Below are 26913 nucleotides of genomic sequence, written 5' to 3'. Positions count from 1 at the left end.
CAAGGTCCTTTTCTTATGTCCTTATGGTTGGAAAGGATTGAATCCTTCAATCGCATAAATTAACCAACCTGTTCCTGATACAGACTCCACACTTTTCATTGTCCAATATCCATTATTCGTACCAAGAAGCGAATACGGAACGCCACCTGTTCCGTAGAAATCCTGAATCTTGATGATCTCATTTAGGAAATAGTCAGCGTCAGCAGTTCTTCCTGCCATTTTAAATGAAACGACCATCTGTCCTTGACCTTCAAACCAAACATCGTTTTTATCGCCGTTAAAATCAAAACCATTGATGGTGATTGAGCTACCTTTTACACGCTTCGTTTGTGTGTTGCGATGTTGATTCATTACATAGTCCAACCCACGATCGTATTGATGTGTACCGGTTGTTCCAAGCGCTTGAACACCCCAAGCATTCGTGTCCATTGGATTGTTCGGATCATTTCGACCTGCCCAGAAGAATCCTTCTGCCTCTTGCCATACTTTCGTGTCTAAAAACGATTTAACGTTTGTAGCTTCTTGCGTGTAGCCATAGTGCTTGAGCATAGCGTAAGCATCTTGGTTATGCTCAGTTGAAGCCCATGTCAATACACTACCTGTTGTGTCGAGCCCACCATTGATTCCACCATCTGCTTGTTGGAACTGAAGTGACCAATCAATGGCACGAATGGCCATATCACGATAGGTCACCGTATCCCCTGTATCTACTTCATACTTGGCAATCGCCATCACGACCCATAAAACAGGACCGACATGTTGATTGAATTCTTGGACAGACAAGTTATTGCAGTAGTAGGCCGTATACCATGAACCTTGAGCAGTCTGTAAATTCTTCAATGTATCTAAGACCGACTTAGCGCTCGCGGTATCTCCTTTCACTAAGAAAGCGATAGCTGCTACCGCTTGATCATATGTATAAGAGATTTGTTGAGCATCTGAGAAACTGTCGACTAAACCAGTTGTACATTGTTGACCCTTTAACCAGTTATACGCCTTATTTGAAGCAGTTGATGTATCTGTTACCGCTAACGATGACGACGGGGCTGAAAAAATCACGATGAAACTCAATAAAACAAGTAATGCATTCTTCATTTTCAACATAGATAAGCCTCCTTATATCATTATCGAAAGCGCTTTCGTTGAATCGTAAAAAAATACACGTTTTCAAAGATATATTTTAACTTATAGAAAACGCTTTCACATGCATCATACCCATTACACTTATAAATTTCAACCTTCCTCACTCGATTGTCAAAAAAGAGCCCAATCTGTCGTTTGGGCTCAGTCTTCCAAGTGGAGAAAATCAAATTTTGAGTCGATGGTTGAACTGTGGCTCGTTTGATGAATCGATTCGTCACCACTCACGAGGTATGTGTACTCAGCATCCGGTTCTGTCGAAAATTTCACGAACAATGTATGAGGATTCATACTCTCAAAACCGTCCTCCCCATAAGGAATCGAGCGGACGGTGACCGTTTCGGTTGGATATCGATTCTTGAGATACGCTTCGAGCACTATTTTTTCTTCCTGCACCTGTTGATTCACCCAATAAGGACGAACTGCATAGAATATTCCGTACGCCAATACACAACATACCGTCACAATCCGTATACGCCTGCGCCATTTCCCGTGAAATTGAAACGACAGCAAAGCCAATACAATCACGATGGCGAACACAACTAACAGATCAATCAACTCAAGCGGATGCATTGCGTTTCCTCCGATCAGTCTAGCGACTCTTCAGAGATTAGTTTGAAGCCTTCAATCTCCGTCTCTTCTTCCACTTCGATCAACAAACATGGTTTCCCTTTATAGTTCACTTGCTTCACATATTTTAAATCTTGTGGACTGACAGAAATATTGGCCACTTTCGTATTGATTTTAATCGATTTCGACGTATATTTCGGAACGACACTCGTCGCTTTCATCTCATATTTCGTGTCATCCACGACTTGTTTGAACGCCTGCTCGACTTTTTCTGTCGTCACGTCTTCCACGCCGCTCGCCCGAAGGACGACCTCGACCGCACGGGAGTCGAGCATCGCTACCCGCTCTTCTTCCTGTTCGTTCTCTTCTTCAGCGACAATGATTTGATTGATCTCATCATAAACGGTCGCGAGCGTCCGGGAATTGACTTCTTCTCCGATGACCGCTTTCACCACTTCTTCGAAGACCGCCTTCTCTTCCACTGCTGTAACGATTTCCGAACCGTTCAGCACGCTCTCAATGAACGTCATATCCGGTTGATGCGCTTTATGTGCCGAATAGAGGACATGGTTCACATCGGCCGCATTATCCGTGAAGCATGGGAACAAGAAGCCACCGATAGGGGCCTCGAGTTTGATGATTGGATTCACAATCAGACTGGCTTTAAATTCCCGCTCGACGAAGTCGAAGACGAGTGATTTTTTCGGAAGTTCAGTCGGGCTGATGCTGCCGAGGATGAATTTCGTCGTATACACTTCATCGTTCGCGTGAATCTCAGACTCTTCCGAATATCGGTTCGTCGGCTTATTGTAATTCCCTCGGATGAACGTCACGACCATGTCTTTTTCAAATGGCGTGTCTTTCACCATCTTCAACGCGATGCGCTGCATATAGTCCGTCCATACGTCGGTCTCTTCCGTACGAAGTCCCTCATATAGCAATCCTTGCGTATGGTCGACCTGACCTTCCTCAGGATATTGGAACTTCACTTCGAACAATTTTTCATCGAGTTTTCCACCGAGCACTTTTTTGAAGTTCGTCAAAAACAGCTCCTGCTGCTCTTCTTCTAAGAACGGGAACGGACGCAACTCTTCATAATAAATCTCATTCGTTTCCTGTCGGATGTAAATCGTATATAAGTCAGCAATCTTTAATTTGGTCGCATTCACTTTAAACTGTCGGCGAATCGCCGCAATCTCTTTCTTGTTCATTCCATCCACCTCTTCTTTTCTCTCAATCCATGTCATTCATTATACCAGTCCTGATCGCTCACTAGTTCCAAAGAAATAACACCGAATTATCCATTAATGCTAGAGAAGGATTTGCGATAGTCTTTCTAATCATTTTGCAGATTTTCACACTTTTTCAAAATCGTCCTGTGTATGATCAAGTTGAATTTATTGCGTGATGTTTGTATCACTTCTTGTTCGACGAAAGGTTGCCCACTTGCTTCGACAAGTGTTCATTCCAAATACATAGTAGGAGGCTTTTTATGTTGAAGAAATTCATGTCTGTCGCACTCGTCACATTGCTTGTTTGGGTGGCCGCGTCATTTGACGCCACACCGGTATCTGCTTTCCCGCCGAACATTCCATCGAAAGCGGATGCGCTCACGAAACTGAATGCACTTACTGTCAAAAATGAAGGGTCGATGACAGGATACAGTCGAGACCTCTTCCCGCACTGGTCGAGTCAAGGAAGCGGTTGTAACACGCGTCACATCGTTTTGAAGCGAGATGCTGACTCGGTCGTCGACGAATGTCCGGTAACGACTGGCTCATGGTACAGTTACTATGACGGGATCACGTTCACATCAGCATCTGACCTCGATATCGATCACGTCGTCCCACTCGCTGAAGCGTGGCGTTCTGGCGCAAGTAGCTGGACGACGACAAAACGTCAAAGCTTTGCGAACGACTTGAACGGTCCTCAGTTGATTGCGGTCTCCGCTTCATCGAACCGCTCAAAAGGAGACCAAGATCCGTCGACATGGCAACCACCTCGCACCGGTGCTCGCTGTGCATATGCGAAGATGTGGGTCGAGACGAAGAGTCGTTGGGGCTTGAGCCTTCAATCTTCAGAGAAGTCAGCACTCACGACAGCCATCAACGCTTGTATTTATTGAGTTAGAAAAGGAGTCATCTATGAACAAACTTACTTCAATCTTTAAGGCAACCCACGGTGTCATGACGGAAGAAGTCGGAGTCATCAGTGGCGAGTTGGAATTGACGACGGCGTGTCAGGAAGATGGTTCCTTGACACTCCACATCACGTACGTCGGAGCAAAAGATGTGTATACGCTCCCGGGGAGTCCATATCAACTGCATGACCCGAACGATCATGACGTCATCCATCAGATGCTCGTGAACATTCTCGAGCGGACGTAAAAACATCGCCAACTCCGAATCAAGGGGTTGGCGATGTTTCGTCTTTCCGATATTTCATTAACAAGTCTTTCGGGATGTGACAATAATCATCCGGACAACGCGTCAATCGGTCCTGATGCTCGTCCGCACTCCGCACATAGTTGGTGAGCGGTTTGACTTCAACAGCGATCCGTTCCGCATCCGAGCGTCGATCGATAAACGCTTGCGCCTCCATTAAGTGCCGTGACTCCTCACTGTATACGCCCGTACGATACTTCTCCCCGACATCGATTCCTTGTTGATTGACGCTATATGGGTCGATGATTTCAAATAAATAGTGCATCAATTCATCTACCGTCACGCACTCTGGATCAAACGTTGTTTTGACACATTCGGCGTATCCGTCATACTCTCCGTCTAACGTATCGGTCGTTCCGTTCGCGCGTCCCGCTTCGGTTGATAGAACGCCAAGTAACGTCTTCACGAATTCCTGGACACCCCATAGGCATCCGCCGGCTAAATAGATTGTTTCGATGTGAATCACTCCCCGTCTATTTGAATCTTTTCTAAAAGCATACACGTAATGATGAGAGAAGGGAGAGATTCGATTGAATAAACAACGTTTTCTCACCACATTGACCAGCTCCATCATCCTCTTCGTTGCTATGACCTTTATTTTTCGCAACGACTTTTCTCTATTCGCTGAAATGGCGATCATCTTTTTAGCAGTCGTCTTCGGTCAAACCATCCTCGAACGACTATTTCGACGCTTTGCGGAGCAACGGGTATCGAATAAGACGGTATTCGTCTCGTTTCTGTCGATGCTAGTGATATTATGGACGTTCGCGGGTATCCTTTTTGATTGAATACGAAATCATTTTTCTTGAACATATCCCAATCGCTTCAAATCTTCATAAACGAGCGAAGACAACAGCGTCCGCCCATCACCGTTCAAATGGTCCGGGTTATGGAAGAACGACTGCTCATGAATGAATCGTTCATCCCCCATATAATTGAGGAACGGAACATCTAAATCCAGCTTCTTTAGGTGCTGAAACACGAGACGTTCCATGACTTCTTCATCAAAATACGTATGATATGACGCATGTACCGGCTCCATCGCCAAGACAACGCGATATCCTTTTTGTTCACAATAGTCGATGATGTTTTGTAAATGTGCCATATTCTCTTCAATCTCGTGATGGTTCATGGCATTCTCGTATTGAGCGGCCACTTCCTCATACTTACGCTCGGAATAGTTCAGTCCGCCATTCTCCCATGGCTTGTGCGCATCAAATCGAAAATCGCGAATTTCCCGGGAAATGGCAGCGTAAGCACTGCCACTATTCAGTGCAGGGAACTGTTCATGCGTATAATATTGAAACAGGCTGACCGGCTCGATGTCTTCACGGTCCAAGACACGATAATAGTTTGCCTTCCGACCGACATCTGAGTTGCTGAATGTGATCTGAGATAAAGAGACGATCACGACCCCACCTGGTTTCAAGTGTTTATCGTATTCTTTCAACATCTTTAAGTCATATTCAATCGGTTGACTTGGTAACGCCAAGTCGAGATGCGACAATCCGGTCGGTTTAAAATAATACCCATACATCGCATGAGACGTGCCCAAATTGATGATATCGACAGGATGAGGGTCTTCTTTAAACGCTAGGACGGCCCGATTGTTATTGTACTCCCACGAGTCTTTCACGAACTCGTTGACGGGAATAAAGATGGCGATAATCACGAGTAACACAACGACGATTTTAATTCCTAAACGCTTCATGCTAATTCCTTTCCTTGCATCTTAAAACCCACCGTATACAAATCCTTGGCCCGACACGCCAAACAAGAAGGCCGAGACAATTAAGAACAAGTTGATGGCCACGCTCGTCACGGCAGACTGACGTGCCATCCAATCCCAAGCCGAACCTTTCGTCCGTTCAATATGTTGGAATAAGTGAACGACGACAAAGACGACGAGGAAGATAATCAAATCGAGTAACGAGAACATCTGAATCGCCTGCACCATGCCTGACGGTGCCCATGAAGCAGGTGTCACGTACAATTTGGCATGCGAGAACGCCTCTGCCATCGAATGCGATTGAAAGAAGACGCGCGAGAAGCAGACGAGCTGGAACGTGATGGCGATTTTCCACCACCGATGCAGTGTCGGCACGCGGTCAAACCCGACCAACGATGCCATTTTTTCACGCTGCTGTTTCGTATGGTCTCCGAACACACGATAGATTCCATGAATGAGTCCCCATAAGACAAAGTTCCATGCGGCACCGTGCCAAATGCCACTCACTAAAAACGTTGCGAGGATGGCACCGTAAATCTGTTCGCGCTTCTTCTTCCCTTTCGCGAGCGGCATGAAAATATAATCCCGCAACCACATCGAGAGTGTGATGTGCCAACGATTCCAGAAGTCGGCAATCGATACGGCGAAGTGTGGCTGCTTGAAGTTTTCCGATAACCGAATCCCGAGCAATCTTGCACAACCGATCGCAATATCACTGCATGCCGAGAAGTCGGCGAATAGTTGAATCGAGAACAGCATCGTCGCGAGGACGATCTCCGAACCGGTCGGGTCCGGGCTATTGAACACACTTGCGACAATCGGGGCCAATCGGTCAGCAATCAACGTTTTCTTGAAGAATCCCCAAATAATACGCTGAATCCCATAGCTGATATTGTCGTAATCGAGATGTTGTTCCGTCTTCAGTTGCGGAAGCAGCTTTTTCGCCCGCTCAATCGGCCCCGCCACGAGTTGCGGGAAGAAGGCGAAATAGACCGAGAAATAGCCGTAATGACGCTCTGCTTTTTGCTTCCCTCGCGAGACGTCCACGACATAACTGATGGCTTGGAACGTATAGAACGAGATGGCCAACGGCAAGACGATTTCTTTGTACGGCACATCATAATCAAATCCGCTCCATGCGGCGAACGAACGGAGCGAATCATTGACGAAATTAAAATATTTGAACCATCCGAGGAAGAAGACGAGAACCGAGACACCGACCCACATGAGCCGCTTCTTCTGTTCTTTCTTTTCTTGCTTCTCAATCAGAATCCCAATCACATAAGTGAAGGCGGTACTGATCAACAGAAGCGGAATGAATTGGACGCTCAACGTGGCGTAAAAGACATAGCTCGCCAAGAGGAGGAGCATCCATCGGAAACGATGTGGGACCACGTAGTACGTTCCGACAATGATTGTTAAAAATAAGAGAAATTCAACCGAAATAAAAGTCATATTTACCACCTGATGTTATGAAACTTGACGATGTACCGATTCCTGACAATCAGGTGGTCACAAGTTCTCGCTTCGGCAATGCGGCATAACGAATCTTTCCGAACGAATTGCGTGGAATCTCGTCAATTTGCATCACCCGAACACCTTTCACCTTGATTTGTTCTTTGATGATTTTTTTAATGCGTGCGACGTCATCTTGTAGCGTATACACGTATAGTTGGTCGTCTTCTCCGGCACAGACGCAGTCATGTCCGTGCTCTCGAAGGAGAGCCTCGACTTCGTCTAAGCTGATACGACTCCCATATAGTTTAATCATGCGCTTGATCCGGCCGACGATGAAGAAATACCCATCCTCATCGCGATATGCCATGTCACCCGTACGCAAGACACCTTGATGGTCGTCACCTTTCGCAAGATCGGCCAACGAGGTCGCGTATCCGAACGACACGTTGTCGCCTTGATATACCAATTCGCCCGTCACGTCCGCATCTTTGATGTCGTTTCCGACCTCGTCTCGTAGTGAGAGTGTTCCACCTGGGATGGCGATTCCGATACTCCCCGCTTTTTCCGCATGCATCCGATCCGGCAAATACGACATCCGGGCCGTTGCTTCCGTCTGACCGTACATGATGAAAAATTGTATCCCTTTTTCTTCACACACCGTCGCGAAGTGCTGTGCGAGCTTCGAATCTAACTTCCCACCAGCTTGCGTCAACTTCTTCAAACTAGGAATGTCATACGTCTCAAATTTCAATCGTTTCAACATCTCGTAATGAAACGGGACTCCGCCAAACGTCGTCGCCTGCTCGGAACGACATAACTCCCAAAACTCTTTTTGAACGATTGAGCAATCTGTCAGAATGATGGTCGCCCCTTTCAACAGATGACTGTTAATGATGGAGAGCCCATATGAATAGTTCATCGGAAGGGTCGTGATCGGTTTATCCGTTTGATCAATGTCGAGATAGTCGATGATCGATGTGGCGTTCGCTGATAGATTCTTATAAGTGAGGCGGACAAATTTCGGACTTCCGGTACTCCCTGAAGTCGTCAACAGAAGGGCCAATTCATCATGAAGTTCATGGTGAACTGGTGCTCCTGTTTCAAACAAGGCGTAGCCGCCGTAACCGTAGTAAGCATTCAACGAGTTCGCCAAATCGTCTCTCGATTCCGGTGCCCATACGTGGGTCGGTCGATACCGTTCCATCAACTTCTGTAATTGCTCGGCTGGGATGTCCGCGTCCAACAAGACGGGTACGACGCGTCCCCGAAGGAAACCGACATACCCGAAGAGCGACTCCACCCGGTTGGCACACAAACAGAAGACGAGCGATCGTTCGCCGACTTCCTGACAAATCGAGTCTCCGACCTCTAACATCTCACTGTATGTGTAAGAGCGGTCCGCATAGACCGCCTCACGATCCGTGTACTGCTCGAGTGTTTGAAAAAGCGTCATGACTGAATGTCCACACCGAGGCGCTGCAGCAACGCGATGCCAGACTGATACGAATGGAACTCCGTCATTTCATCCGAATCGATATAGACGTCAAACGCATCCTCGATTTCTGCGATCAGCGTCATGTGTCCAATCGAATCCCATTCCGTCGACTCTCCGAGCTTCATGTCCTCGAGAACTACATCGTCCTCTAATTCCAATCCATTTTTAAATGCCTTGTTATATGCTTCAAGCGTGCTCATTGTATTCATCCTTTCACGTTCACTCCAACTGTTCGATTACATCTATTATTATTGACTGATAATGATAATCATTTGCCTTGTGATTCTATCACAATTTTTCGAAATCGGTCAATTCTTCATAGGAGAAAAAGCTTGGAGTTGAGCGATTTTGTACATGAAAAAGACCACATCGTTACGATGCGGTCTCAGAAGACGATAAAACATATTCGAGTTGTAAGTCGAGTGGTTCTTCTTCGTAGATTTCTGGCACGATTTCTTCGGCTACTTTGCATCCCATCGCTTCATAGAAATGATACGTATCGACGGCCGGGTTCGCCCCGATGTAGAGTTTCTTCGCACCTCGATCGACCGCTGCCTGACAGACCTGTTCAAATAAAACTTTACCAATCCCCTGTCCACGATTAGAACGACTCACATGAATAAATCCCAAATTCAAATACTGGGCTTCCGTTCCGAGCGGTTGTCCGTTCAGTCCAGCAAATCCAAGTAGCGTCTCGCCTTTCTGGATTGCCACAACAACTCCGCCACGGTCGATGTAGTAGTTGAGAATATCAATGACCTGTTGTTTTTTCGCATCATCCCATTCATCGATATAATGCTCATCTTTTGGATAAAGCTTACCATTCGAATCTACGGCATAGATGCGATGCGTTTCCTGAAAGCGTTCAAAGGTTGTTAGAAAATCGGGAGCGATTTGATTTGTTAGAAGACTGATGGTGTGGTTCATAAAACTCTCCTATTTTTATGATTAGTTATTTAAGAAACCGAATATGCGACTTCATTTCCTACTTCGATTCCAAGCAAACTTAAAAAACGTTCACCGAATGAATTCTTTAAAAATGTCACTTAACTCTTGTGGTGTTTCTTTCATACCGGTCTTCATCCACCTTTTCACAATACTTGCTAATGAATCTGCGTATACCGCATTCGCATACACTTCCGCTTTTTCAGATACATTGCAATTCTCATAAATTTGAAAATCTATACAAAGTAAATCGAAATGTTCCTCAAAGCGATTCAAAAGCGGAAGCAAATCATTTTCTTTTAAGAGATTCAAGAATTCGAGGTTGTCACTCCATATCTCAAAATACAACGTATCGAAATCAAGTTGCTCCTGTCCCGCTTCTGTTAATGCAAGTTGAATTCTATGCCTAAATATTTGATACATGTGATAGGTGAGTACATCCTCTTTCGTATCAAAATGAGCATAAAATGTATTTCGCGCCAATCCCGCAGTTTTAGTAAGTTCTGATATCGTAATACTCGTAAAGTTCGTTCGACGCATTAATTCCAACATAGTATCCACTAAAAGATTGATTGACCTCTTAGAATTCGTATTTACAGGTTTTTGCTTTAGCATAAGTACTCCTTAATTTGTACAGAATGAGAGATTTGTATGAATACCTCAATACTTATTGACGCAATGTCTACACTAACATTATATTGCAGGTATATTATTTGAGCAATTGTTCAAATAATATCAAATGCTCAAATTTATTTAATTTATTCAAATTCTAATCATACTAGGAGGATCACTTATGAAAACAACGATTATTTTGGCTCATCCATGGCATGGCAGTTTCAATAAATCCATCATGGATACAACAATCGAACAATTAGTACTCAAGAAAAAAGACTACCAAATCATTGACTTAAATAAAGATCAATTTAATCCTGTTTTAAATGAATCGGATTTATCTCTTTATTCGAAAGGTCAATCTCGAGATCAACTAGTGAACCAATATCAGAAGATGCTGAGCGATAGCGATGAATTAGTTTTTATTTTTCCTGTTTGGTGGTTTGATGTACCAGCTATTTTAAAAGGCTTTTTTGACAAGGTTATGTTGAAAAATTTTGCCTATGTAGAGGAATCTACCGGATTGAAAGGATTACTCACTCATATAAAAAAGACTACTGTCATTACCACTTCGGAAGTGCCTACGTGGTATTTAAGATTTTTAGCCGGGAACCCCATTAAGGGGACTCTTATTCGCGGAACATTTAAAGGAATTGGACTTAAAAATGTGAAATGGGTGAACAGCTCATTTACGAGTAGCGGGAAAGATCGTCGAAGAAAGAAATTTTTAGATAAAGTAGCGAAGAGTATCTTAGTGTAATCTGTAGTACACCATCAACTTTATGTAGGTTATATATCATCTATGACCTCAAATTTTTTTATTAATAACCAGATTAACAACATAAATTTGAGGTCCCGCTTAGATGATTTGAATTTCAATCGCGACTTTTTACGATTTTGTCAGATTTACTGACTTCATGCAAAGGATAAAAAGAACAGAATTCGTCAGTGTTCGAGCTTCAGAGATTTCACTCATTTATGATATGGTTCATTCCGATTGATCCGATATGCTCGATAAATCTGTTCACATAATACGAGCTTCATAAGTTGATGCGGGAACGTCATCTTCGAGAACGAAATCGTATCGTCCGCTCGTTTCATCACATCGTCCGACAGACCGAGCGAACCCCCGATGACGAAAGCAATTTTACTCTTTCCATACGTTGCGAGTTGATCGAGTTCACGGGCGAACTCTTCACTCGTTCGTTGCTTCCCTTGAATCGCCAAGGCGATGACGTGCGTGTCTGGGGATATCTTCGCCAAAATCCGCTCGCCTTCCTTTTGTTTTACTAGTAACATATCTGCCTCACTCAAATGCTCGGGTGCTTTTTCGTCTGAGACCTCGATTTCCTGCACTTTTGCGTAGGCAGAGAGCCGTTTTGTATACTCGGCAATTCCTTGCTTTAAATATTTTTCTTTTAGTTTGCCGACCGTGATAATTGAAATATTCATCCAATTCTTCCTTTTTCCACAGTTTTTTTGGAGTTATCCATAGGGTTATCCACAGAGTTATCCACAAATCCACATGTTGATAATTAGTTTTTGCTTGACACAACATATGTTGCATCGGCTTCACAGAACTCACATGTCACGTGTTCACTTGTGGATAATTCCTCTAACAACGGGTACTCCCCTGTTTCATCCACAATGATATCTAAAGCGATTTCAACATGTTCCTTGCATACTTTTTTTTCCACAGTTTTTCCTCCTTAAAAAAGAAGCGTCGCCGCTTCTTTAAGTTGCTTCAGTTAAAGTCGCCTCGGTTTCTCTCGTTTCCCCGCGACGTAAATACTCAATCGTAATCGTATCACCGACCGTCGCATCTCGATAGAGCGCATCGCGTAAATCAACGTATCGTTTAATCTCCCGATCTCCGATTTGCGTGATGATATCACCGACGCGGAGTCCCGCATCTTCAGCCGGACTACCTGGTGTCACCTCTTCGACGAAGACACCATCTTCTTGATCGAATGAGATGCCGTATTCTTCCCGGACGTTACCGGGTACGGCAATGACTTCTTGAATCGTGACCCCGAGCTGGGCCCGTGTCACTTTGCCGTCACGCTCTAACATGTCAATGACCGGTAGCGCCACGTTCACCGGAATCGAGAAGCCGACCCCTTCCACGCTCGCTTCGGCGATTTTCATCGAATTGATCCCGACGAGCTCCCCACGAACATTGATAAGGGCACCGCCCGAATTTCCTGGGTTGATCGCTGCGTCGGTCTGGATGACTTCTGCGTTGTAATCCATCAAGCCGTCGCTATTCGTATCGACCGGCACCGTCCGTTCGACACCACTGACGATACCACGGGTGACCGAGTTTGAGAAGACACCGAGCGGATTTCCGATGGCCATGACGGTCTCACCGGCCTGTAGCACGGTGGAATCGCCAAGCACGATCGGTTTCGCATCGATATTGTCCGGCAACTCGACTTCCGCAACCGCCAAATCGTTGAGCGGGTCCTCGCCTAAAATGGTCGCTGACGCAATCTGACCGTCGGAGAAAGCGATGTTGATTTCGTCCGCCTCTTCGATGACGTGGAAGTTCGTGACGATATACGCCGTGTTCCCTTCGACTTTATAAATGACGCCAGAGCCTGCGCCCGCCTCCCACTGCGAGTCCGAGGTGAAGGCACGCTGGATGTTCGTAATGCTGACGACGGACGTCTTCGCCCCGAGGACAGCGGTCGTGACGTCAGATTCGGTGACGGTCACGGCTTGCTCGGTCCGGGTCAGTTCGTTCGTCACAAAACGAGAGGTCGGCGAATCCCAGAGCATCACTGTGACAAAAAACAAAGCCGCTCCTAAGAATCCGCCAACCCCTCCGAGTAACAACGGTTTTATATTCGGTCTCGGCTTGTGGCGTACGTGCTCTTCTTGCTTCGGACGCCATTCACTCCGAGACGGATACGTCGGTTTTTCTTCTTTTGCTTCGTGTGCTTCAGGTTCGACGTCTTGAGGTTCATACTCATGGTGTCTCTCTTCGTTCACGACGCGTCCCCCCTTCAAGACAGTGTGATAACTGTCTTTTCCCAAGTTTCCTTATAAAGAAACGAGCGAAGTTGGGATTGTTGGGTCCGTATCGCACAATTTGATACGACCTAAGTCGACGTCCCGCATGCCGAGTGTTTGCGAGACGCTCATTTGCGCGAGCTCTTTCATGTTGTTGTCCTTGCTTAAGTGCGCCAAGTAAATCCGTTTCGTCCGGTCACCGATGACCTCGCTCATCGCAATCGCCGCATCCTCATTCGAGACATGCCCATAATCTCCAAGAATCCGTCGTTTGACGCTCCACGGATAACGCCCCATCTGGAGCATCGAGACATCATGGTTCGACTCGAAGATGAAGTCGTCGGCCCCACGGATGACCCCTTTCATGCGGTCTGAGACGTAACCAGTGTCCGTGATGTGGGCCAAACGTTTCCCATCGTGGGCAAACTGATAAAACATCGGGTCTGCTGCATCGTGACTCACGTTGAACGTCTCGATTTCAATATCACCGAACTGCTTCACGTCACCTACCTCGATATGAAACTTCAAAGCCGGGTCAATCTTTCCGATGAGTGATTCCATCGCTGCCCACGTCTTCGCATTCGCATAAATCGGTAAGTTATACTTTCGTGCTAATATCCCTACACCTTTAATATGGTCGGAGTGCTCATGGGTGACGAGCAGTGCATCGATCCCATCAAACGACCGACCGATGGCTTCGATGCGTTGTTGCATCGCTTTCCCGGTCAATCCGGCATCGACGAGCAGCTTCGTCCGTTCCGTCTCGATATAGAGGGCGTTCCCGGTCGATCCGCTCGCTAACACACTATACTGTAAACTCACACCATCACTCCTTTCATTCTTTCGTTTCGAACTCGACGCGCTCTACCGTTCCATCGATGGCATTGACGAAATACACATAATCGTCGATCGCGACCGACCAGAGCGGTGGCATGATAATCAAACCGCCAGAGCTGTCGAGTGGTAAGCTATAAAACCCTGTGTTGATGGCCCGCATCTCTTGGTTCGGTTGGAAATACTTCCGTGACGCGAGTTGAGAGATGGCTTCACTAGCCGTTAACACGAGATCGTCCTGCGGTTTTGATGAGATGTCTTTCAAGTGACGTTGTTTATAATCCGTCACTTCATATTCCTCATTCAATTGAATCAAGATGAGGGATGGTCCGATATACATCTCCGAATCTCCCTCGACTTCGGGTGCCGAGAAAATCTTATTGTCTTCAAACGTTTGGACGAAGGCGATTTGTCTCGTCTTTTCATCATATCGCCAGTATGCATACTCTTCTCCGAACGGGACATATTCTGCCACGAACGTCGAAGCGGTCGTTCTCAAATCTTTTGCATCGAGCGGCACCGGCTGCTTCAGTTCGACTTCGAGTTGCATGTTGTCAAGCGTCGTCGCCAGTTGGGCATCACGATTTTTCGTGATCATCGCGGCCGACATCTCTTCAGACGACCCCGTCAAATATCCGATGTCCCGACCCATTCGTGGCAATTTTGCCGGGTCGACGTTTCGTTGATCTAAAATCTGTGCAATCGACGTATTGTCATTCGTCACGACTTCAGTCGCCCATGTTTCGGTCACCAATTGGAACAACAGATAGATGTTCAAGGCGAGGAAGGCGAAGATTAAAATCGTTTTCGCTTTACTCCAATCCACGATACATCATCCTTTCTGTCCAATCTTCTGATTTGTCGTACGGGACCCAACGTCCCGCTTCACGTACGAACCAATTCGGTGAGAACGTCACATATCGACTCGTATCTTCGTTATATTCAATCTCGTAACCGATTCGAATCTCGGTCACGTTCTCAAACCGTCCAGAATTGATAAGTGTCCCGAGTACTTCTTCCGCGTCAGCCAGCTGCGTCGTACCGACCGTAATCAAACGGTCAATCTCTAAGTGATGTCGTGTGATGGACCGGACTTGCGCCCCATCGTTTTCCACACGCAATGTGGATAAGTCGATGGCGTCATTGTTGATAAACGCCTCACGTTGACTAAAGACCGGATATCCTTTCACGTGGAAACGGAAGACAGTCGTTTCAAAACCTTTGTTCGCCGGTGTGATGGCATCGAATCGAAGCGAGAGTCCTTGATTCTCAGAAGACTCGTCAACCCATCCACCATGGAAATTCACGAATTCGACAATCGAATCCAAACCGAGTGCCGTTTCACGCTCGGTGCTGTTCCGAGACAAGTTCCGATAGCGACTCGCGTTCAGCTTCGCATCATATTCTGCTACGCTGACACCGTTCGTCAATGCACCGATCGAACTTGCCGAATCGACTTCTTGGACGTTCGGGTCGCCTGGGAAGAACGTGTCCCGCATCCAGTCGAGACGCGCATCGATTTGAATCGACGATACGTCATACGCGAACAACTCATTCATCTCCGGTCCGACGACCGGGATGTAGTTCACGCGTTCATCCGTATACGTCACCCGTTTCATCGTACGACCCGAGTTTTTCAGGAATAAACTGTTCACGTCGCCGTTTCCGACATTCGTCAACTTTCCTTCCCAAATCGATTGGTCACTCATGATCGTCCGGATAGTAAACGCATTGTCATCCATGTAGATGAGCACACGTTGCGGAATCTTCCCAGACAGACTGTACGTACCCGGTAGCATATAGCTGAGCGTATCCGCATAGTAAGCTTCCGGTAAAATCAACTCGAGCCCTTCGTTGATATCTGTGTAAAAGCTCGGCACGTTCTTCGTAGCGAGCGGTTTGAACTCACTCGCTTCAAACGTATCCCGAATGACCCGCATCAACTGCTTCGGGGTGTTCTTCGAAGCGAAGACGGCGTTGTTGTCATGAACGACCGCCTGCACCGGAATGACGACTTGATTCGCCCGGCGTTGTAATGATTCGTCCACCGTCGTCAGCTGTGTCTCCGATTGGACTGACTGATAGGTGGGATGATAATCCCACAAAATGATGGTTTGAACAATCGACGTGACGATTAACGTGAGCAAAAGCAACGACTTCCACAGTTCTGGCTTTGCAATCGTAAACCGTTTCATCAATCATTCACCTCCACAATCGTATCGAACGGAATCGTGAAGTAAATCGTCGTGCCGCGACCAAATTCACTCTCTGCCCAGATGTCCCCACCGTGAGCGGATACGACTTCTTTGGCAATCGATAGACCGAGTCCGGTTCCACCGATATTACGCGCCCGCGCCTTATCGACACGATAGAAGCGTTCGAAAATTTTCTTCAAGTTCGACTTCGGAATCCCGACCCCTTCATCCTTGATGCCGATGACGAGGCGTTTCGCCCGAAGCATCGTCCGGAACGTGATCGTACCGCCCTCCGGCGAGAACTTGATGGCATTCGTGATGATGTTATCAATCACTTGTGTCATCTTATCCTGGTCGGCATGCACATACACGCGGCGTTTCATCAGTTTCCGGCGGAATTGAATCGCGTCACCTTTCGTCATCTCGTGACGGTCGATGATGTCGTTAAAGAACTGCACGAAGTCGAACTTCACTTTCTGCATCTTATATTCTTTACTGTCCATCTTCGAGAGTTGCAACAAGTCGTTGACGAGGCGAATCATTCGCTCCGTCTCGTTTTGCGTCGTCTCTAGGAAACGCGGTGCCAACTCATCGTCCTGATAGGCGCCTTCTGCAAGGACCTCCAAGTAACTGCGCATCGTCGTGAGCGGTGTCCGCAACTCGTGACTGACGTTTGCGACGAACTCACGGCGATCTTGTTCGACCTGCTCTTGTTCAGTGACGTCGTGCAAGACGACGATGAGACCTGTGATCGGCCCGCTATGTTTTTGAATCGGTGAGAAATAGGCTCGGACGAGGAACAGTTCCTCATCCGTACTGAGGTCAATCAGTTTCGCCGGCATCGTCCCATCCTCCGGGATGACAATCTCTTCTTCGAACGCGAGGAGGCTTTGTAAATTCATTCCCATCGCCTCTTCTTCGTCGACCCCGATCATATCGCGTGCCTGGTCGTTCATTAAAATGACCCGTAACGAACGGTCGGTCGCGACCACACCGTCCGACATGTTCTCGAGGACACTCGTCAATCGTCGACGCTCGGCTTCCGTCGTTGCGTTCGCCTCCATCAACTCGTCTGTCAATTCGTTGAACGCATATGCGAGTTGACCGACCTCGTCATCCGAGTACACTTTAACCTTCCGCGAGAAGTTCCCTTTTCGCATCTCGACGGCTTGCCGACGCATATCGGCAATCGGTCGTGTGATCGTTCGAGATAACAGGATACCGAGGAAGGACGTGATGATCAATGCGATGACCGTCCCTGTTGCGAGGATGCGGATGACTTGTTCCATCTGGTTATAGATGGATTGCATCGATGCCTCGATATAGATCATGCCGATCGTGGTCCCATCTATTTCCGATTTGACTGGAACGGCGACGACACGCATCCGATCATTCGAATCTTCATAGACGAGCGTCTCTTGTGCGCCGCCCGTCGCGAATGATTTTTGAATAAACGTACTCGCCGTCCGTTGTCCGACGAGACTTTGATTGTTCTGGTTCGAGGTCGCCCGTACGACACTGTTCGTGTCGATGATTTGGACTTCTCGAATGTCGTCAGCTAGCGTCGTGCTCTCGGTAAAGTCAGACAGCAGCTGATCCAGTAACTGGTTCAACTGCTGGTCCGTGGTCGAGTCACTCTCGTTCGCGGCGATCCCCTCACTGACGTTATAACTCAGTAGGTTCGCCCGGTCGACGAGTGACTGCGAGAAGTTGTTGATGTATTGCCGTTCCAAAGAACGCACAAAGTACACGCCGATGACTTGCATCGCAACGAGAATGAGCAGCGCATAGATGACGACGAGCTTCCACTGGATTGATTTAAAGAAGTTCGTCCGTTTCATCGTTTAATCTTCTTCTCCTGCCTTCAAATAATACCCGACTCCGCGACGTGTGATAATATACGTCGGTGTCGATGGGTTGTCTTCTACTTTTTCGCGAAGACGGCGTACGGTGACATCCACGGTACGAACGTCCCCGAAGTAATCATAGCCCCATACGGTTTGGAGCAAATGCTCACGCGTCATCACTTGGCCGATATTTTGCGCGAGGTAATGAATCAATTCGAACTCGCGATGCGTCAGCTCGATCTTCTCTTCCCGTTTCGTCACCATGTACGAGTCCGGGTGAATCGTCAAGTCGCCGATCACGATATCGTTCGCGTTCGCACCTTTTGCTTCAGGCGCCGGCGCTGTCGCATGACGTCGCATGTTCGCTTTGACGCGAGCCAACAACTCACGTGAGCTGAACGGTTTCGTGACGTAATCATCCGCACCAAGCTCTAGCCCGAGCACTTTATCGATTTCTGAGTCTTTTGCCGTCAACATGATGATTGGCATGTCATACTTCTTGCGTACCTCACGGCATACTTCCATACCGTCTTTGAGCGGAAGCATGATATCGAGTAAGATGAGATCCGGTTGAATCTCTTCCACTTTCACGAGCGCTTCTTCGCCGTCATAGGCGACATGCACCTGATAACCTTCTTTTTCAAGTTTAAACTTCAATATATCTGCGATTGGTTGTTCGTCATCTACCACTAAAATCGTACGATCCATTCAGTGAGTCCTCCTCTTATCATTAAACGTACATGCCTACATTGTAACTCTTTTTATACAGCTTAGAAAGCGTGGTCCATTTCCGTGGAAATGAAAAAGAGAGCCACAATGGCTCCCTTTCTTATGCTTCGTAAATGTCACGCAAGATGACCGTCTGCTCACGAGCCGGTCCGACCGAGAAGGTCAATAACTCAATACCCGTCAATTCTTCGATGCGACGCACGTAACGCTTCGCATTCTCTGGAAGATCGTCGAAGTTACGGACGCCCGTAATATCTTCTGTCCAGCCAGGAAGTTCTTCGTACACTGGTACACACTTCTCAAGGACACGGAAGTTCGGTGGGTATTCGTCAAGATGCTTTCCTTCGTACTCATACGATGTACAAATCTTGAGCGTCTCAAGACCTGTCAATACATCGATTGAGTTGAGGCAAAGATCTGTGATCCCGCTGACACGACGTGAGTGACGGACGACGACCGAGTCGAACCAGCCGACACGACGTGGACGGCCTGTTGTCGTTCCGTATTCTTTCCCGACTTCACGGATTGTATGACCAATCTCATCATCGAGTTGTGTCGGGAACGGACCGTCACCGACGCGTGACGTGTATGCCTTACAGACGCCGACAACATGATGAATTTTCGATGGGCCGATTCCGGCACCACTTGATACACCACCAGACGCTGCGTTCGACGATGTGACGAACGGGTACGTTCCGTGGTCGATATCGAGAAGGACACCTTGTGCTCCCTCAAAGAGAACCTTCTTCTCTTCGTCGAGCGCATCGTTCAAGACGACAGATGTATCACACACGTATTTCGCGAACTGTTGGCCATACGCGTAGTACTCTTCAAAGATATCATCAAATTCGACTGGGTCGACCTCATACATTTTCACGAACATGCGGTTTTTCAATTCGAGAACGGTCTTTAATTTCTCCGCAAACACTTCTTTGTCGAGAAGGTCCGCGATACGAATCCCGATGCGTGCCGCTTTGTCCATGTATGCTGGACCGATCCCTTTAAGTGTCGTCCCGACTTTCGCATCACCTTTTGCATCTTCCTCTAAACGATCTTGAAGTTGGTGATACGGCAAGATGATATGCGCCCGGTTCGAGATACGGAGGTTATCCGTGCTCACACCGCGTTCATGTAAGTAAGCAAGTTCCGTCACGAGTGATTTCGGGTTGACGACCATTCCGTTCCCGATGACACACGTCTTATCCGAATAGAAGATACCCGACGGAATGAGGTGAAGTTTATATTTCGTATCATTGAAGACGATCGTGTGACCAGCGTTGTCTCCCCCTTGATAACGCGCGACGACTTCGGCTTGTTTCGATAAGAAATCGGTGATTTTCCCTTTCCCTTCATCGCCCCACTGCGTTCCCACTACGACTACTGATGACATAATGAATCCTCCTTATTAATCAACGTTCTGTTCAAACCATCCGTAAGTGTACACTTGAAAAGCAAGAAAGTCAATCCAATACCGAACGTTTTATACAACATGTAACTATTCGTTCGTCATTTTACGACTGACCTATATAAAAAAAGACACCACCGACGTTACATCGGTGGCGCGAAGGCTTGTGTCTCCATATTGACGAACTTGTTGTACTCTTTCCGGAAGGAGAGCTTGACCGTACCGGTCGGACCGTTACGTTGTTTCGCAATGATGATTTCAATCGTATTGGCGTCTTCACTCTCTTTATCGTAATAGTCATCACGATAGAGGAAGGCAACGATATCGGCATCTTGCTCAATCGCTCCCGATTCACGGATATCCGACATCATCGGGCGCTTGTCTTGACGGCTCTCTACCCCACGTGAGAGCTGCGACAAGGCGATGACAGGTACTTGAAGTTCCCGTGCAATCGCTTTGAGCGTACGCGAGATTTCGGAAACTTCCTGTTGGCGGTTCTCGCCCGGTTTCCCGTTCCCGACGATGAGCTGCAAGTAGTCAATCATGATCATCCCGAGACCATGTTCTTGCTTCAAGCGACGACATTTCGCCCGAATCTCGTTGACACGAAGACCTGGCGTATCATCGATATAGATGCCCGCTTGGGAGAGCGATGACATCGCAAGTGACAAGCGCCCCCAGTCTTCCGCTTCAAGACGACCGGTCCGGAGGCGTTGGGCATCGATATTCCCTTCCGCACACAACATACGCATGACGAGCTGTTCCGCACCCATCTCTAAACTGAAGATGGCGACGTTCTCGCCCGTACGGACGGCAACGTTTTGCGAGATGTTCAAGGCGAATGCGGTCTTCCCGACAGATGGACGAGCGGCCACGATAATCAAATCGTTTCGTTGGAAACCGGCCGTCATCTTATCCAAATCGGTAAACCCTGTCGCAATACCAGTGATTTCACCGCTCGACTGATGCAGCTTTTCAATCGTCGAATAGGCATCCGATAGGACGGAACCAATCGGATGGAAACTCGATTGCCCCTTACGTTGCGATACTTTTAAAATGTTCCGTTCTGCATCTGAGAGGACAGAATCGACCTCATCTTGGCGCTCATAACCATCTGAAACGATATTCGTCGCCGTTCGAATCAGGCGACGAAGTGCCGCTTTTTGGTCGACGACATTCAAGTAATAGCCGATGTTCCCGATGGCCGGGACCGATTCCGCGACCTCGGCCAAATAGTTGAGGCCGCCGATTTCGTCTAAGATGCCTTGTGCCTGAAGCTCTGAACTGAGCGTGACCAAGTCGACAAGTTCACCCCGGTCATTGATCTTTAACATCGCTTCAAAGATGCGTTGGTGGCTGACGCGATAAAAGTCGTCCGGGTCGACCCGCTCTGAGGCCGTGATCAGCCGGTCCGAATCGAGGATGATCGCCCCTAAGACGGCTTGCTCCGCTTCCACGCTATGTGGTGGTGTATTGACTTGAATCGCATCACTCATCCGTCTCTACCTCACCTTCAGGCTTCTTGTACATGTACGTTCAACGTCGCGACGACGTCATGGTGCAACTTCACTGGCACTTTTGTGAAACCGAGCGCCTTGATCGGGTGCTCGAGCTCGATTTTACGCTTATCGATTTTGTAGCCCATCGATTTGAGGGCATCTGCGATTTGTTTGCTCGTGACCGATCCGAACACGCGTCCACCCTCACCGGCTTTCGTCGTAACGGCAATCGTCTCTTTTTCAAGTTTCGCTTTGAGTTGTTGCGCTTCTTTCAACTCTTCTTCTGCCGCTTCTTCGGCACGACGCTCTTTCGCTGCGAACGCTTTTAAGTTTCCAGGTGTCGCTTCAACCGCCAAGTTTTTCTTGAACAAGACGTTTTTCGCGTAAGCATCGGCTACGTTCTTCACTTCTCCAGCTTTCCCTTGCCCTTTTACATCTACTTTCAAAATAACTTTCATTCTAATTCCTCTCCTTCAGTATCATCTGTCAAATAATGATCAATCGCCTCTTTTAACAAGACGTTTGCTTGTTCGCGACTCATCTCGAGTTGTGTCGCCGCATTCGTCAAATGTCCGCCCCCATCAAGCATTTCCATGATGACTTGGACGTTGACGTCACCAAGCGACCTAGCGCTGATGCCCGTTCGCCCATCTGGTAAAATCGCGATGACGAACGAGGCTTTGACACCTTCCATATTGAGCAATTGGTCTGCCGACTGGGCAATCAATACTTGATGATGAGCCTCGTCGTCAGAAGCGACCGCAATCGCCATACCATCTGCGTAAATCTCGGTGTTTTTCAAAATCTGTGACTGCTCGATATAGGCATCGAGGTCTTGACGCATGAAGTGCTGCACGAGCACTGTGTCAGCTCCCTGAATGCGTAAGTAGGACGCCGCATCGAACGTACGTGAACCTGTGCGGAGCGTAAAGCCTTTCGTATCGACCATGATTCCTGCAAGAAGTGACGTCGCCTCGAGAATCGAGAGCTTGCGACTTCCCGCCTGATACTCGATCAACTCCGTGACGAGCTCACATGTCGATGAGGCGTAAGGCTCCATGTACACCAGGACCGGGTCCTCGATGAATTCTTCCCCGCGACGATGGTGGTCGATTACGACGACACGCTCCGCCCGATACAAGATATCCTTTGAAATGACGAGTGAAGGACGATGCGTGTCGACGACGACAAGGAGTGTCTGTTCGTCGATGAGCGGCTGTGCTTCATATTCGGTCAAGAACTGACTATATAAGGAGTCATCGTTCTCCACTTCTTGAACGAGCCGTTGAATACCGATGCTCGTCTCACCTGACGGCATCACTACGTACGCCTCACGTCCAACAAACTCAGCCAATTTCATGATCCCGATGGAAGCTCCGAGCGAGTCCATATCTGGATTTTTATGTCCCATGATGAGGACGCGGCTCGACTCCCGAATCAAATCACGCATCGAGTTCGAGATGACACGTGCCCGGACGCGCGTCCGTTTCTCCGTCGGATTTGTCTTTCCTCCAAAGAAGCGGACTTTTCCGTTATGACGTTTGACGACGGCCTGGTCACCACCGCGACCTAGTCCGAGATCGAGGCTCGATTGCGATAAATTACCGAGCTCCGTCAATGTCGTCTCTCCACATCCAATTCCAATCGATAACGTCAACGGAATTTTTTGTTCCTTTGTCGCATCGCGCACTTCATCCAAAATCGAAAAACGATTGTTTTCAAGTTCAGATAACGTCCGCTCGTTCATGACGAGGAAAAAGCGGTCTGCTGCCGTACGGCGCATGTAGACATGATGACGCTGCGCCCATTGGTTGAGAAGCACCGTCACACGACGATTCACGTCACTGCGCACTTGCTCATCCACCGCAGTCGACATCTCGTCATAGTTATCTAAATACAAAATACCAATGACCGTTTGTGTTTGAACATACTTTTGCTCAATCTCCGCTTCTTCGGTCATGTCAAACAAATAGAGTGTTTGATGTGTTTGATTGTAATAGACACGGTAGACGCGGTCACCCACTTCAATCGTGGCTTCATCCTCTTCTTCTTCAATCAATTCATCGAATGCGGAATGGAGCGCATCGAGCGGTACACCAATCGCCATATCGAGTTCGAAGATCAATCGCGATTGTTCGTTAAACCAACTGATGCGTCGGTCTTGATCAAAGACTAAAATCCCGATCGGCATCGTCGTCAACGCTTCTTTCCCGACCTCCTCGATTTGATGAGAGAGTGAGAGGACATACTGTTCCCAATTTTTACGTTCCCGTCGCATCGTCACTTGCTGATAGATATAAAAGATCAGCGTGCCCATAAACAGGGTGATTGCTGCCACAATGCTGTAGAACGCCAATCCAAACGAGACAAAAAATCCAATCACATATGGAATCATGTGCCGCGCGTATTGGTTCTTCACGGATGTTATTGCTTCACCACTGTGCATGTATGCCTCCTAAAATGAGTAATGTTCACCCATGGAATCGTAAAGGTTTCTGCTCTATCATACCATATTCGTCGGTTTCACTTACACACTTACAAACGAGGTAAAATACAAAAAAACGACTTATCCAAAAGGATAAGCCGTTCGTCAAACATTACTCTGCAACGTATGGAAGCAAAGCCATTTGACGTGAGCGCTTGATAGCGACAGTAAGTGGACGTTGGTATTTCGCTGAAGTACCAGTCACACGACGTGGAAGAATTTTACCACGCTCCGAAACGAAGCGTTTGAGCAATTCTACGTCTTTATAATCGATATGAGTGATGTTGTTCGACGTAAAGAAACATACTTTACGACGACGACGACCTCCTGGACGACGTGCCATGTGAAGACCTCCTTTATAAGTTAGTTTTTGTTGTCAATGATGATTAGAATGGCAGATCATCATCTGACAAGTCGATTTTGCCGCCACCCGAGAACGGATCTGCGTCAAAACCTTTATTCGAATTCGAGGACTGAGATGAAGTCGAAGCAGCTCCTGCGCCCCATCCTGATCCACTTGATTCACCACCACCGAAGACATCTCCAGATGGTGCTTGCTCACGTTGCCCTGAGGCTCCGCGTGGTTCAAGGAAGCGTACGCTGTCGGCGACTACTTCTGCCCGGTAACGACGTTGGCCATCTTGTCCTTCGTAACTACTGATTTGAAGGCGACCGTCAACGCCGGCCATGCTGCCCTTTTTCAAGTATTGTGCTACGTTCTCTGCTTGTTTGCGCCAAACGACGCAATCAATAAAGTCCGTCTCGCGCTTCCCATCTTGTCCAGCGAATGGACGATCGCAAGCGAGAGTAAGGCGTGTTACGGCGATTCCGCTCTGCGTATAACGCATTTCCGGATCGCGAGTCAATCGACCAACTAACACAACTCGGTTAATCATCTCCAAGCTCCCCTTTCACGATACGAGACGTTAAGGATTAACGCTCGTCTTTTGTTGTCATTTGACGGACAACGTCGTCAGAGATCTTCATGAGACGCTCTGTTTCTTGGATCGCTTTAGGTTCAGCAACGATGTTAAGAAGAACGTAGTGTCCTTCGCGCATCTTGTTGATTTCATAAGCGAAACGACGTTTACCCATGTCTGTTGTTTTTTCAACAGTACCACCGTTTTCAGTGATGACGTTGTTGAAGCGCTCGATTAAAGCTTTCTTCGCTTCCTCATCAACTGATGGACGGATAATGTAAAGAAGTTCGTATTTACGCATTATCTTTCACCTCCTCTTGGACTAACGGCTCCTACCGGTTTGTAGGAGCAAGGAGCAAACAATTGTTTTACTCACGTCATAATATACTATCAAACTTCCTTGGTTTTTACAACACGTTTCCGTAAATCAACTTATACGTTGAATCGGAATGTGACAACGTCGCCATCTTGGAAGACATATTCTTTACCTTCCGAACGAAGTTTCCCTTGTTCTTTCACCGTCGCCATGTTGCCAGCTGCAGAAAGATCTTCATACGCCACGACTTCGGCACGAATGAAGCCACGTTCGAAGTCAGAGTGAATGACACCGGCACATTGTGGTGCTTTCATTCCTTGTTTGAACGTCCAAGCGCGAACTTCTTTCTCACCTGCCGTGAAGTACGTCGCAAGACCAAGTGTCGAATACGCCGCACGAATCAATTGATCGAGCCCTGACTCTTCAATACCGAGATCTTGTAAGAATTCGAGACGTTCTTCCGGTTCGAGCTCTGAAATTTCTTCTTCGATACGCGCACAGATGACGATGACTTTCGCACCTTCTGTTGCCGCATGGTCACGAACTGCTTGAACGTATTCATTTGAGTCCGCGTCTGCCACTTCGTCTTCACTCACGTTCGCCACATAGAGCATTGGCTTCATCGTCAACAATTGGAAGTGTTTCACGATTGCTAACTGGTCATCCGTGAGCTCTGCGACACGGGCTGGACGTTCTGCTTCTAAGACAGCTTGCACGATTTCGAGTGCCTCAAGTTCTTGCGCGGCACCTTTATCTTTTGATTTGACCATTTTTTGAACACGTGTGATACGTTTTTCAACTAACTCTAGGTCAGCTAAAATCAATTCAAGGTTGATCGTCGTGATGTCGTCAATCGGTGAGACGCGTCCCGAAACGTGCGTGATGTTCTCATCTTCAAAACAACGAACGACTTGGCAAATCGCATCAACTTCGCGAATGTTCGCCAAGAATTTATTTCCGAGCCCTTCACCTTTTGATGCTCCTTTAACGATTCCAGCGATATCTGTAAATTCGAACGCTGTCGGCACCGTCTTTTTCGGTTTGACGAGTTCCGTCAAACGATCAAGGCGCGCATCTGGTACTTCTACGACTCCGACGTTCGGGTCGATTGTCGCGAACGGATAGTTAGCCGCTTCGACTCCTGCTTGTGTAATCGCATTAAACAAAGTCGATTTCCCGACGTTTGGTAATCCGACAATTCCTGCTGTTAATCCCACTAGTAGTTCCTCCTCATCCGGTGTTTCCCGGGAAATGTTAAGCCGTCTGTGGAGTGGG

Annotated in this window: 30 protein-coding genes; 4 read left to right on the top strand and 26 right to left on the bottom strand. The window is 47.5% G+C overall.

Features of this window, described 5'->3' with window-relative positions; all coding sequences use genetic code 11:
* Positions 1 to 21: 21 nt before the first annotated feature.
* From KNO85_RS10850 to KNO85_RS10840, 3 genes are all read right to left on the bottom strand, one after another.
* Positions 22 to 1104 (bottom strand): hypothetical protein, encoded by a 1083-nt coding sequence (locus KNO85_RS10850; RefSeq protein ID WP_214789997.1) that lies wholly within the window; start codon positions 1102 to 1104, stop codon positions 22 to 24.
* 180 nt (positions 1105 to 1284) lie between these two features.
* Positions 1285 to 1713: a hypothetical protein gene (locus KNO85_RS10845; RefSeq protein ID WP_214789995.1), complete on the bottom strand. Its 429-nt coding sequence runs from the start codon at positions 1711 to 1713 to the stop codon at positions 1285 to 1287.
* 14 nt (positions 1714 to 1727) lie between these two features.
* Positions 1728 to 2921, bottom strand: coding sequence for a DUF4317 domain-containing protein (locus KNO85_RS10840; RefSeq protein ID WP_214789993.1), 1194 nt, complete (start codon positions 2919 to 2921; stop codon positions 1728 to 1730).
* Positions 2922 to 3202: 281 nt separating this feature from the next.
* Here KNO85_RS10840 and KNO85_RS10835 point away from each other — a divergent pair, with 281 nt between their 5' ends.
* Entirely contained in the window at positions 3203 to 3835 is a 633-nt protein-coding gene (locus KNO85_RS10835) for an HNH endonuclease family protein (RefSeq protein ID WP_214789991.1), read from the top strand.
* Between the two features lie 19 nt (positions 3836 to 3854).
* Positions 3855 to 4097, top strand: a complete 243-nt coding sequence (locus KNO85_RS10830) for a hypothetical protein (protein ID WP_214789989.1) — start codon at positions 3855 to 3857, stop codon at positions 4095 to 4097.
* 19 nt (positions 4098 to 4116) lie between these two features.
* Here the strand turns inward: KNO85_RS10830 and KNO85_RS10825 are convergent, their stop codons facing one another.
* Positions 4117 to 4611, bottom strand: a complete 495-nt coding sequence (locus KNO85_RS10825; protein WP_214790451.1) for a peptide-methionine (S)-S-oxide reductase — start codon at positions 4609 to 4611, stop codon at positions 4117 to 4119.
* Between the two features lie 73 nt (positions 4612 to 4684).
* Here KNO85_RS10825 and KNO85_RS10820 point away from each other — a divergent pair, with 73 nt between their 5' ends.
* Entirely contained in the window at positions 4685 to 4942 is a 258-nt protein-coding gene (locus KNO85_RS10820; RefSeq protein ID WP_214789987.1) for a hypothetical protein, read from the top strand.
* A gap of 8 nt (positions 4943 to 4950) precedes the next feature.
* Here KNO85_RS10820 and KNO85_RS10815 read toward each other — a convergent pair whose 3' ends face one another.
* The 6 genes from KNO85_RS10815 to KNO85_RS10790 all read right to left on the bottom strand — a co-directional run bounded on the left by KNO85_RS10815 (position 4951) and on the right by KNO85_RS10790 (position 10396).
* Complete coding sequence (locus KNO85_RS10815) at positions 4951 to 5865, bottom strand: hypothetical protein (RefSeq protein ID WP_214789985.1); 915 nt, start codon at positions 5863 to 5865, stop codon at positions 4951 to 4953.
* Positions 5866 to 5886: 21 nt separating this feature from the next.
* On the bottom strand, positions 5887 to 7338 hold the full coding sequence (locus tag KNO85_RS10810) for an MBOAT family O-acyltransferase (protein ID WP_214789972.1): 1452 nt from the start codon (positions 7336 to 7338) through the stop codon (positions 5887 to 5889).
* Positions 7339 to 7387: 49 nt separating this feature from the next.
* Positions 7388 to 8794, bottom strand: a complete 1407-nt coding sequence (locus tag KNO85_RS10805) for an AMP-binding protein (protein ID WP_214789970.1) — start codon at positions 8792 to 8794, stop codon at positions 7388 to 7390.
* Positions 8791 to 9036, bottom strand: coding sequence for an acyl carrier protein (locus KNO85_RS10800; RefSeq protein WP_214789968.1), 246 nt, complete (start codon positions 9034 to 9036; stop codon positions 8791 to 8793). The genes KNO85_RS10805 and KNO85_RS10800 overlap by 4 nt, the downstream gene beginning before the upstream one ends.
* Before the next feature lie 172 nt (positions 9037 to 9208).
* Entirely contained in the window at positions 9209 to 9763 is a 555-nt protein-coding gene (locus tag KNO85_RS10795) for a GNAT family N-acetyltransferase (protein ID WP_214789966.1), read from the bottom strand.
* Between the two features lie 90 nt (positions 9764 to 9853).
* Positions 9854 to 10396, bottom strand: coding sequence for a TetR/AcrR family transcriptional regulator (locus tag KNO85_RS10790; protein WP_214789964.1), 543 nt, complete (start codon positions 10394 to 10396; stop codon positions 9854 to 9856).
* Positions 10397 to 10574: 178 nt separating this feature from the next.
* Between KNO85_RS10790 and KNO85_RS10785 the strand changes: the two genes are divergently transcribed.
* Positions 10575 to 11153: an NAD(P)H-dependent oxidoreductase gene (locus KNO85_RS10785; protein WP_214696558.1), complete on the top strand. Its 579-nt coding sequence runs from the start codon at positions 10575 to 10577 to the stop codon at positions 11151 to 11153.
* Between the two features lie 212 nt (positions 11154 to 11365).
* Here the strand turns inward: KNO85_RS10785 and rlmH are convergent, their stop codons facing one another.
* The 16 genes from rlmH to ychF form a co-directional block, all read right to left on the bottom strand.
* Entirely contained in the window at positions 11366 to 11845 is a 480-nt protein-coding gene (gene rlmH, locus KNO85_RS10780) for a 23S rRNA (pseudouridine(1915)-N(3))-methyltransferase RlmH (RefSeq protein ID WP_074034007.1), read from the bottom strand.
* An 83-nt stretch (positions 11846 to 11928) separates the two neighbouring features.
* Positions 11929 to 12090 (bottom strand): CxxH/CxxC protein, encoded by a 162-nt coding sequence (locus KNO85_RS10775; protein WP_214789962.1) that lies wholly within the window; start codon positions 12088 to 12090, stop codon positions 11929 to 11931.
* 37 nt (positions 12091 to 12127) lie between these two features.
* Positions 12128 to 13387, bottom strand: a complete 1260-nt coding sequence (locus KNO85_RS10770; protein ID WP_214789960.1) for a S1C family serine protease — start codon at positions 13385 to 13387, stop codon at positions 12128 to 12130.
* Between the two features lie 51 nt (positions 13388 to 13438).
* Positions 13439 to 14230: an MBL fold metallo-hydrolase gene (locus tag KNO85_RS10765; RefSeq protein WP_214789958.1), complete on the bottom strand. Its 792-nt coding sequence runs from the start codon at positions 14228 to 14230 to the stop codon at positions 13439 to 13441.
* A gap of 13 nt (positions 14231 to 14243) precedes the next feature.
* Positions 14244 to 15068: a two-component system regulatory protein YycI gene (locus KNO85_RS10760; protein ID WP_214789956.1), complete on the bottom strand. Its 825-nt coding sequence runs from the start codon at positions 15066 to 15068 to the stop codon at positions 14244 to 14246.
* Positions 15055 to 16437 carry a two-component system activity regulator YycH gene (gene yycH / locus KNO85_RS10755; RefSeq protein ID WP_214789954.1) on the bottom strand — a complete coding sequence of 461 codons (1383 nt, stop codon included), beginning with the start codon at positions 16435 to 16437 and terminating at the stop codon, positions 15055 to 15057. The genes KNO85_RS10760 and yycH overlap by 14 nt, the downstream gene beginning before the upstream one ends.
* Complete coding sequence (gene walK / locus KNO85_RS10750) at positions 16437 to 18278, bottom strand: cell wall metabolism sensor histidine kinase WalK (protein ID WP_214789952.1); 1842 nt, start codon at positions 18276 to 18278, stop codon at positions 16437 to 16439. The genes yycH and walK overlap by 1 nt, the downstream gene beginning before the upstream one ends.
* A gap of 3 nt (positions 18279 to 18281) precedes the next feature.
* A complete protein-coding gene (gene yycF, locus KNO85_RS10745) occupies positions 18282 to 18992 on the bottom strand; it encodes a response regulator YycF (protein WP_214696534.1) in 711 nt (236 codons plus the stop codon).
* 121 nt (positions 18993 to 19113) lie between these two features.
* A complete protein-coding gene (locus tag KNO85_RS10740; protein WP_214789946.1) occupies positions 19114 to 20403 on the bottom strand; it encodes an adenylosuccinate synthase in 1290 nt (429 codons plus the stop codon).
* Positions 20404 to 20561: 158 nt separating this feature from the next.
* Positions 20562 to 21914: a replicative DNA helicase gene (gene dnaB, locus KNO85_RS10735; protein WP_015880235.1), complete on the bottom strand. Its 1353-nt coding sequence runs from the start codon at positions 21912 to 21914 to the stop codon at positions 20562 to 20564.
* Positions 21915 to 21931: 17 nt separating this feature from the next.
* Complete coding sequence (gene rplI, locus KNO85_RS10730) at positions 21932 to 22375, bottom strand: 50S ribosomal protein L9 (RefSeq protein WP_214696532.1); 444 nt, start codon at positions 22373 to 22375, stop codon at positions 21932 to 21934.
* On the bottom strand, positions 22372 to 24363 hold the full coding sequence (locus tag KNO85_RS10725; protein ID WP_214789944.1) for a DHH family phosphoesterase: 1992 nt from the start codon (positions 24361 to 24363) through the stop codon (positions 22372 to 22374). Before KNO85_RS10725 ends, rplI begins: the two co-directional genes overlap by 4 nt.
* Before the next feature lie 151 nt (positions 24364 to 24514).
* Positions 24515 to 24745: a 30S ribosomal protein S18 gene (rpsR, locus tag KNO85_RS10720; RefSeq protein ID WP_015880232.1), complete on the bottom strand. Its 231-nt coding sequence runs from the start codon at positions 24743 to 24745 to the stop codon at positions 24515 to 24517.
* A 43-nt stretch (positions 24746 to 24788) separates the two neighbouring features.
* Positions 24789 to 25298, bottom strand: coding sequence for a single-stranded DNA-binding protein (gene ssb, locus KNO85_RS10715; RefSeq protein ID WP_015880231.1), 510 nt, complete (start codon positions 25296 to 25298; stop codon positions 24789 to 24791).
* Positions 25299 to 25335: 37 nt separating this feature from the next.
* Positions 25336 to 25623 (bottom strand): 30S ribosomal protein S6, encoded by a 288-nt coding sequence (gene rpsF, locus KNO85_RS10710; protein WP_074034039.1) that lies wholly within the window; start codon positions 25621 to 25623, stop codon positions 25336 to 25338.
* 131 nt (positions 25624 to 25754) lie between these two features.
* A complete protein-coding gene (gene ychF, locus KNO85_RS10705) occupies positions 25755 to 26855 on the bottom strand; it encodes a redox-regulated ATPase YchF (protein WP_214789942.1) in 1101 nt (366 codons plus the stop codon).
* Positions 26856 to 26913 lie beyond the last annotated feature (58 nt).

It is taken from the genome of Exiguobacterium sp. s124 (assembly GCF_018617485.1).
In the GTDB taxonomy this organism is placed as follows: domain Bacteria; phylum Bacillota; class Bacilli; order Exiguobacteriales; family Exiguobacteriaceae; genus Exiguobacterium; species Exiguobacterium aestuarii.
This window is presented reverse-complemented; position numbering and strand designations above follow the sequence as displayed.

Coding starts and splice junctions, on each gene's coding strand:
- KNO85_RS10830 (WP_214789989.1), top strand. CDS start 3,855: ATGAACAAACTTACTTCAATCTTTAAGGCAACCCACGGTGTCATGACG.
- yycH (WP_214789954.1), bottom strand. CDS start 16,437: ATGAAACGGTTTACGATTGCAAAGCCAGAACTGTGGAAGTCGTTGCTT.
- KNO85_RS10815 (WP_214789985.1), bottom strand. CDS start 5,865: ATGAAGCGTTTAGGAATTAAAATCGTCGTTGTGTTACTCGTGATTATC.
- rpsR (WP_015880232.1), bottom strand. CDS start 24,745: ATGGCACGTCGTCCAGGAGGTCGTCGTCGTCGTAAAGTATGTTTCTTT.
- yycF (WP_214696534.1), bottom strand. CDS start 18,992: ATGGATCGTACGATTTTAGTGGTAGATGACGAACAACCAATCGCAGAT.
- rlmH (WP_074034007.1), bottom strand. CDS start 11,845: ATGAATATTTCAATTATCACGGTCGGCAAACTAAAAGAAAAATATTTA.
- KNO85_RS10810 (WP_214789972.1), bottom strand. CDS start 7,338: ATGACTTTTATTTCGGTTGAATTTCTCTTATTTTTAACAATCATTGTC.
- dnaB (WP_015880235.1), bottom strand. CDS start 21,914: ATGAGTGATGCGATTCAAGTCAATACACCACCACATAGCGTGGAAGCG.
- KNO85_RS10800 (WP_214789968.1), bottom strand. CDS start 9,036: ATGAGCACGCTTGAAGCATATAACAAGGCATTTAAAAATGGATTGGAA.
- KNO85_RS10725 (WP_214789944.1), bottom strand. CDS start 24,363: ATGCACAGTGGTGAAGCAATAACATCCGTGAAGAACCAATACGCGCGG.
- KNO85_RS10840 (WP_214789993.1), bottom strand. CDS start 2,921: ATGAACAAGAAAGAGATTGCGGCGATTCGCCGACAGTTTAAAGTGAAT.
- KNO85_RS10785 (WP_214696558.1), top strand. CDS start 10,575: ATGAAAACAACGATTATTTTGGCTCATCCATGGCATGGCAGTTTCAAT.
- ssb (WP_015880231.1), bottom strand. CDS start 25,298: ATGATTAACCGAGTTGTGTTAGTTGGTCGATTGACTCGCGATCCGGAA.
- KNO85_RS10845 (WP_214789995.1), bottom strand. CDS start 1,713: ATGCATCCGCTTGAGTTGATTGATCTGTTAGTTGTGTTCGCCATCGTG.
- KNO85_RS10850 (WP_214789997.1), bottom strand. CDS start 1,104: ATGTTGAAAATGAAGAATGCATTACTTGTTTTATTGAGTTTCATCGTG.
- rplI (WP_214696532.1), bottom strand. CDS start 22,375: ATGAAAGTTATTTTGAAAGTAGATGTAAAAGGGCAAGGGAAAGCTGGA.
- KNO85_RS10835 (WP_214789991.1), top strand. CDS start 3,203: ATGTTGAAGAAATTCATGTCTGTCGCACTCGTCACATTGCTTGTTTGG.
- rpsF (WP_074034039.1), bottom strand. CDS start 25,623: ATGCGTAAATACGAACTTCTTTACATTATCCGTCCATCAGTTGATGAG.
- KNO85_RS10790 (WP_214789964.1), bottom strand. CDS start 10,396: ATGCTAAAGCAAAAACCTGTAAATACGAATTCTAAGAGGTCAATCAAT.
- walK (WP_214789952.1), bottom strand. CDS start 18,278: ATGAAACGGACGAACTTCTTTAAATCAATCCAGTGGAAGCTCGTCGTC.
- KNO85_RS10795 (WP_214789966.1), bottom strand. CDS start 9,763: ATGAACCACACCATCAGTCTTCTAACAAATCAAATCGCTCCCGATTTT.
- KNO85_RS10740 (WP_214789946.1), bottom strand. CDS start 20,403: ATGTCATCAGTAGTCGTAGTGGGAACGCAGTGGGGCGATGAAGGGAAA.
- KNO85_RS10805 (WP_214789970.1), bottom strand. CDS start 8,794: ATGACGCTTTTTCAAACACTCGAGCAGTACACGGATCGTGAGGCGGTC.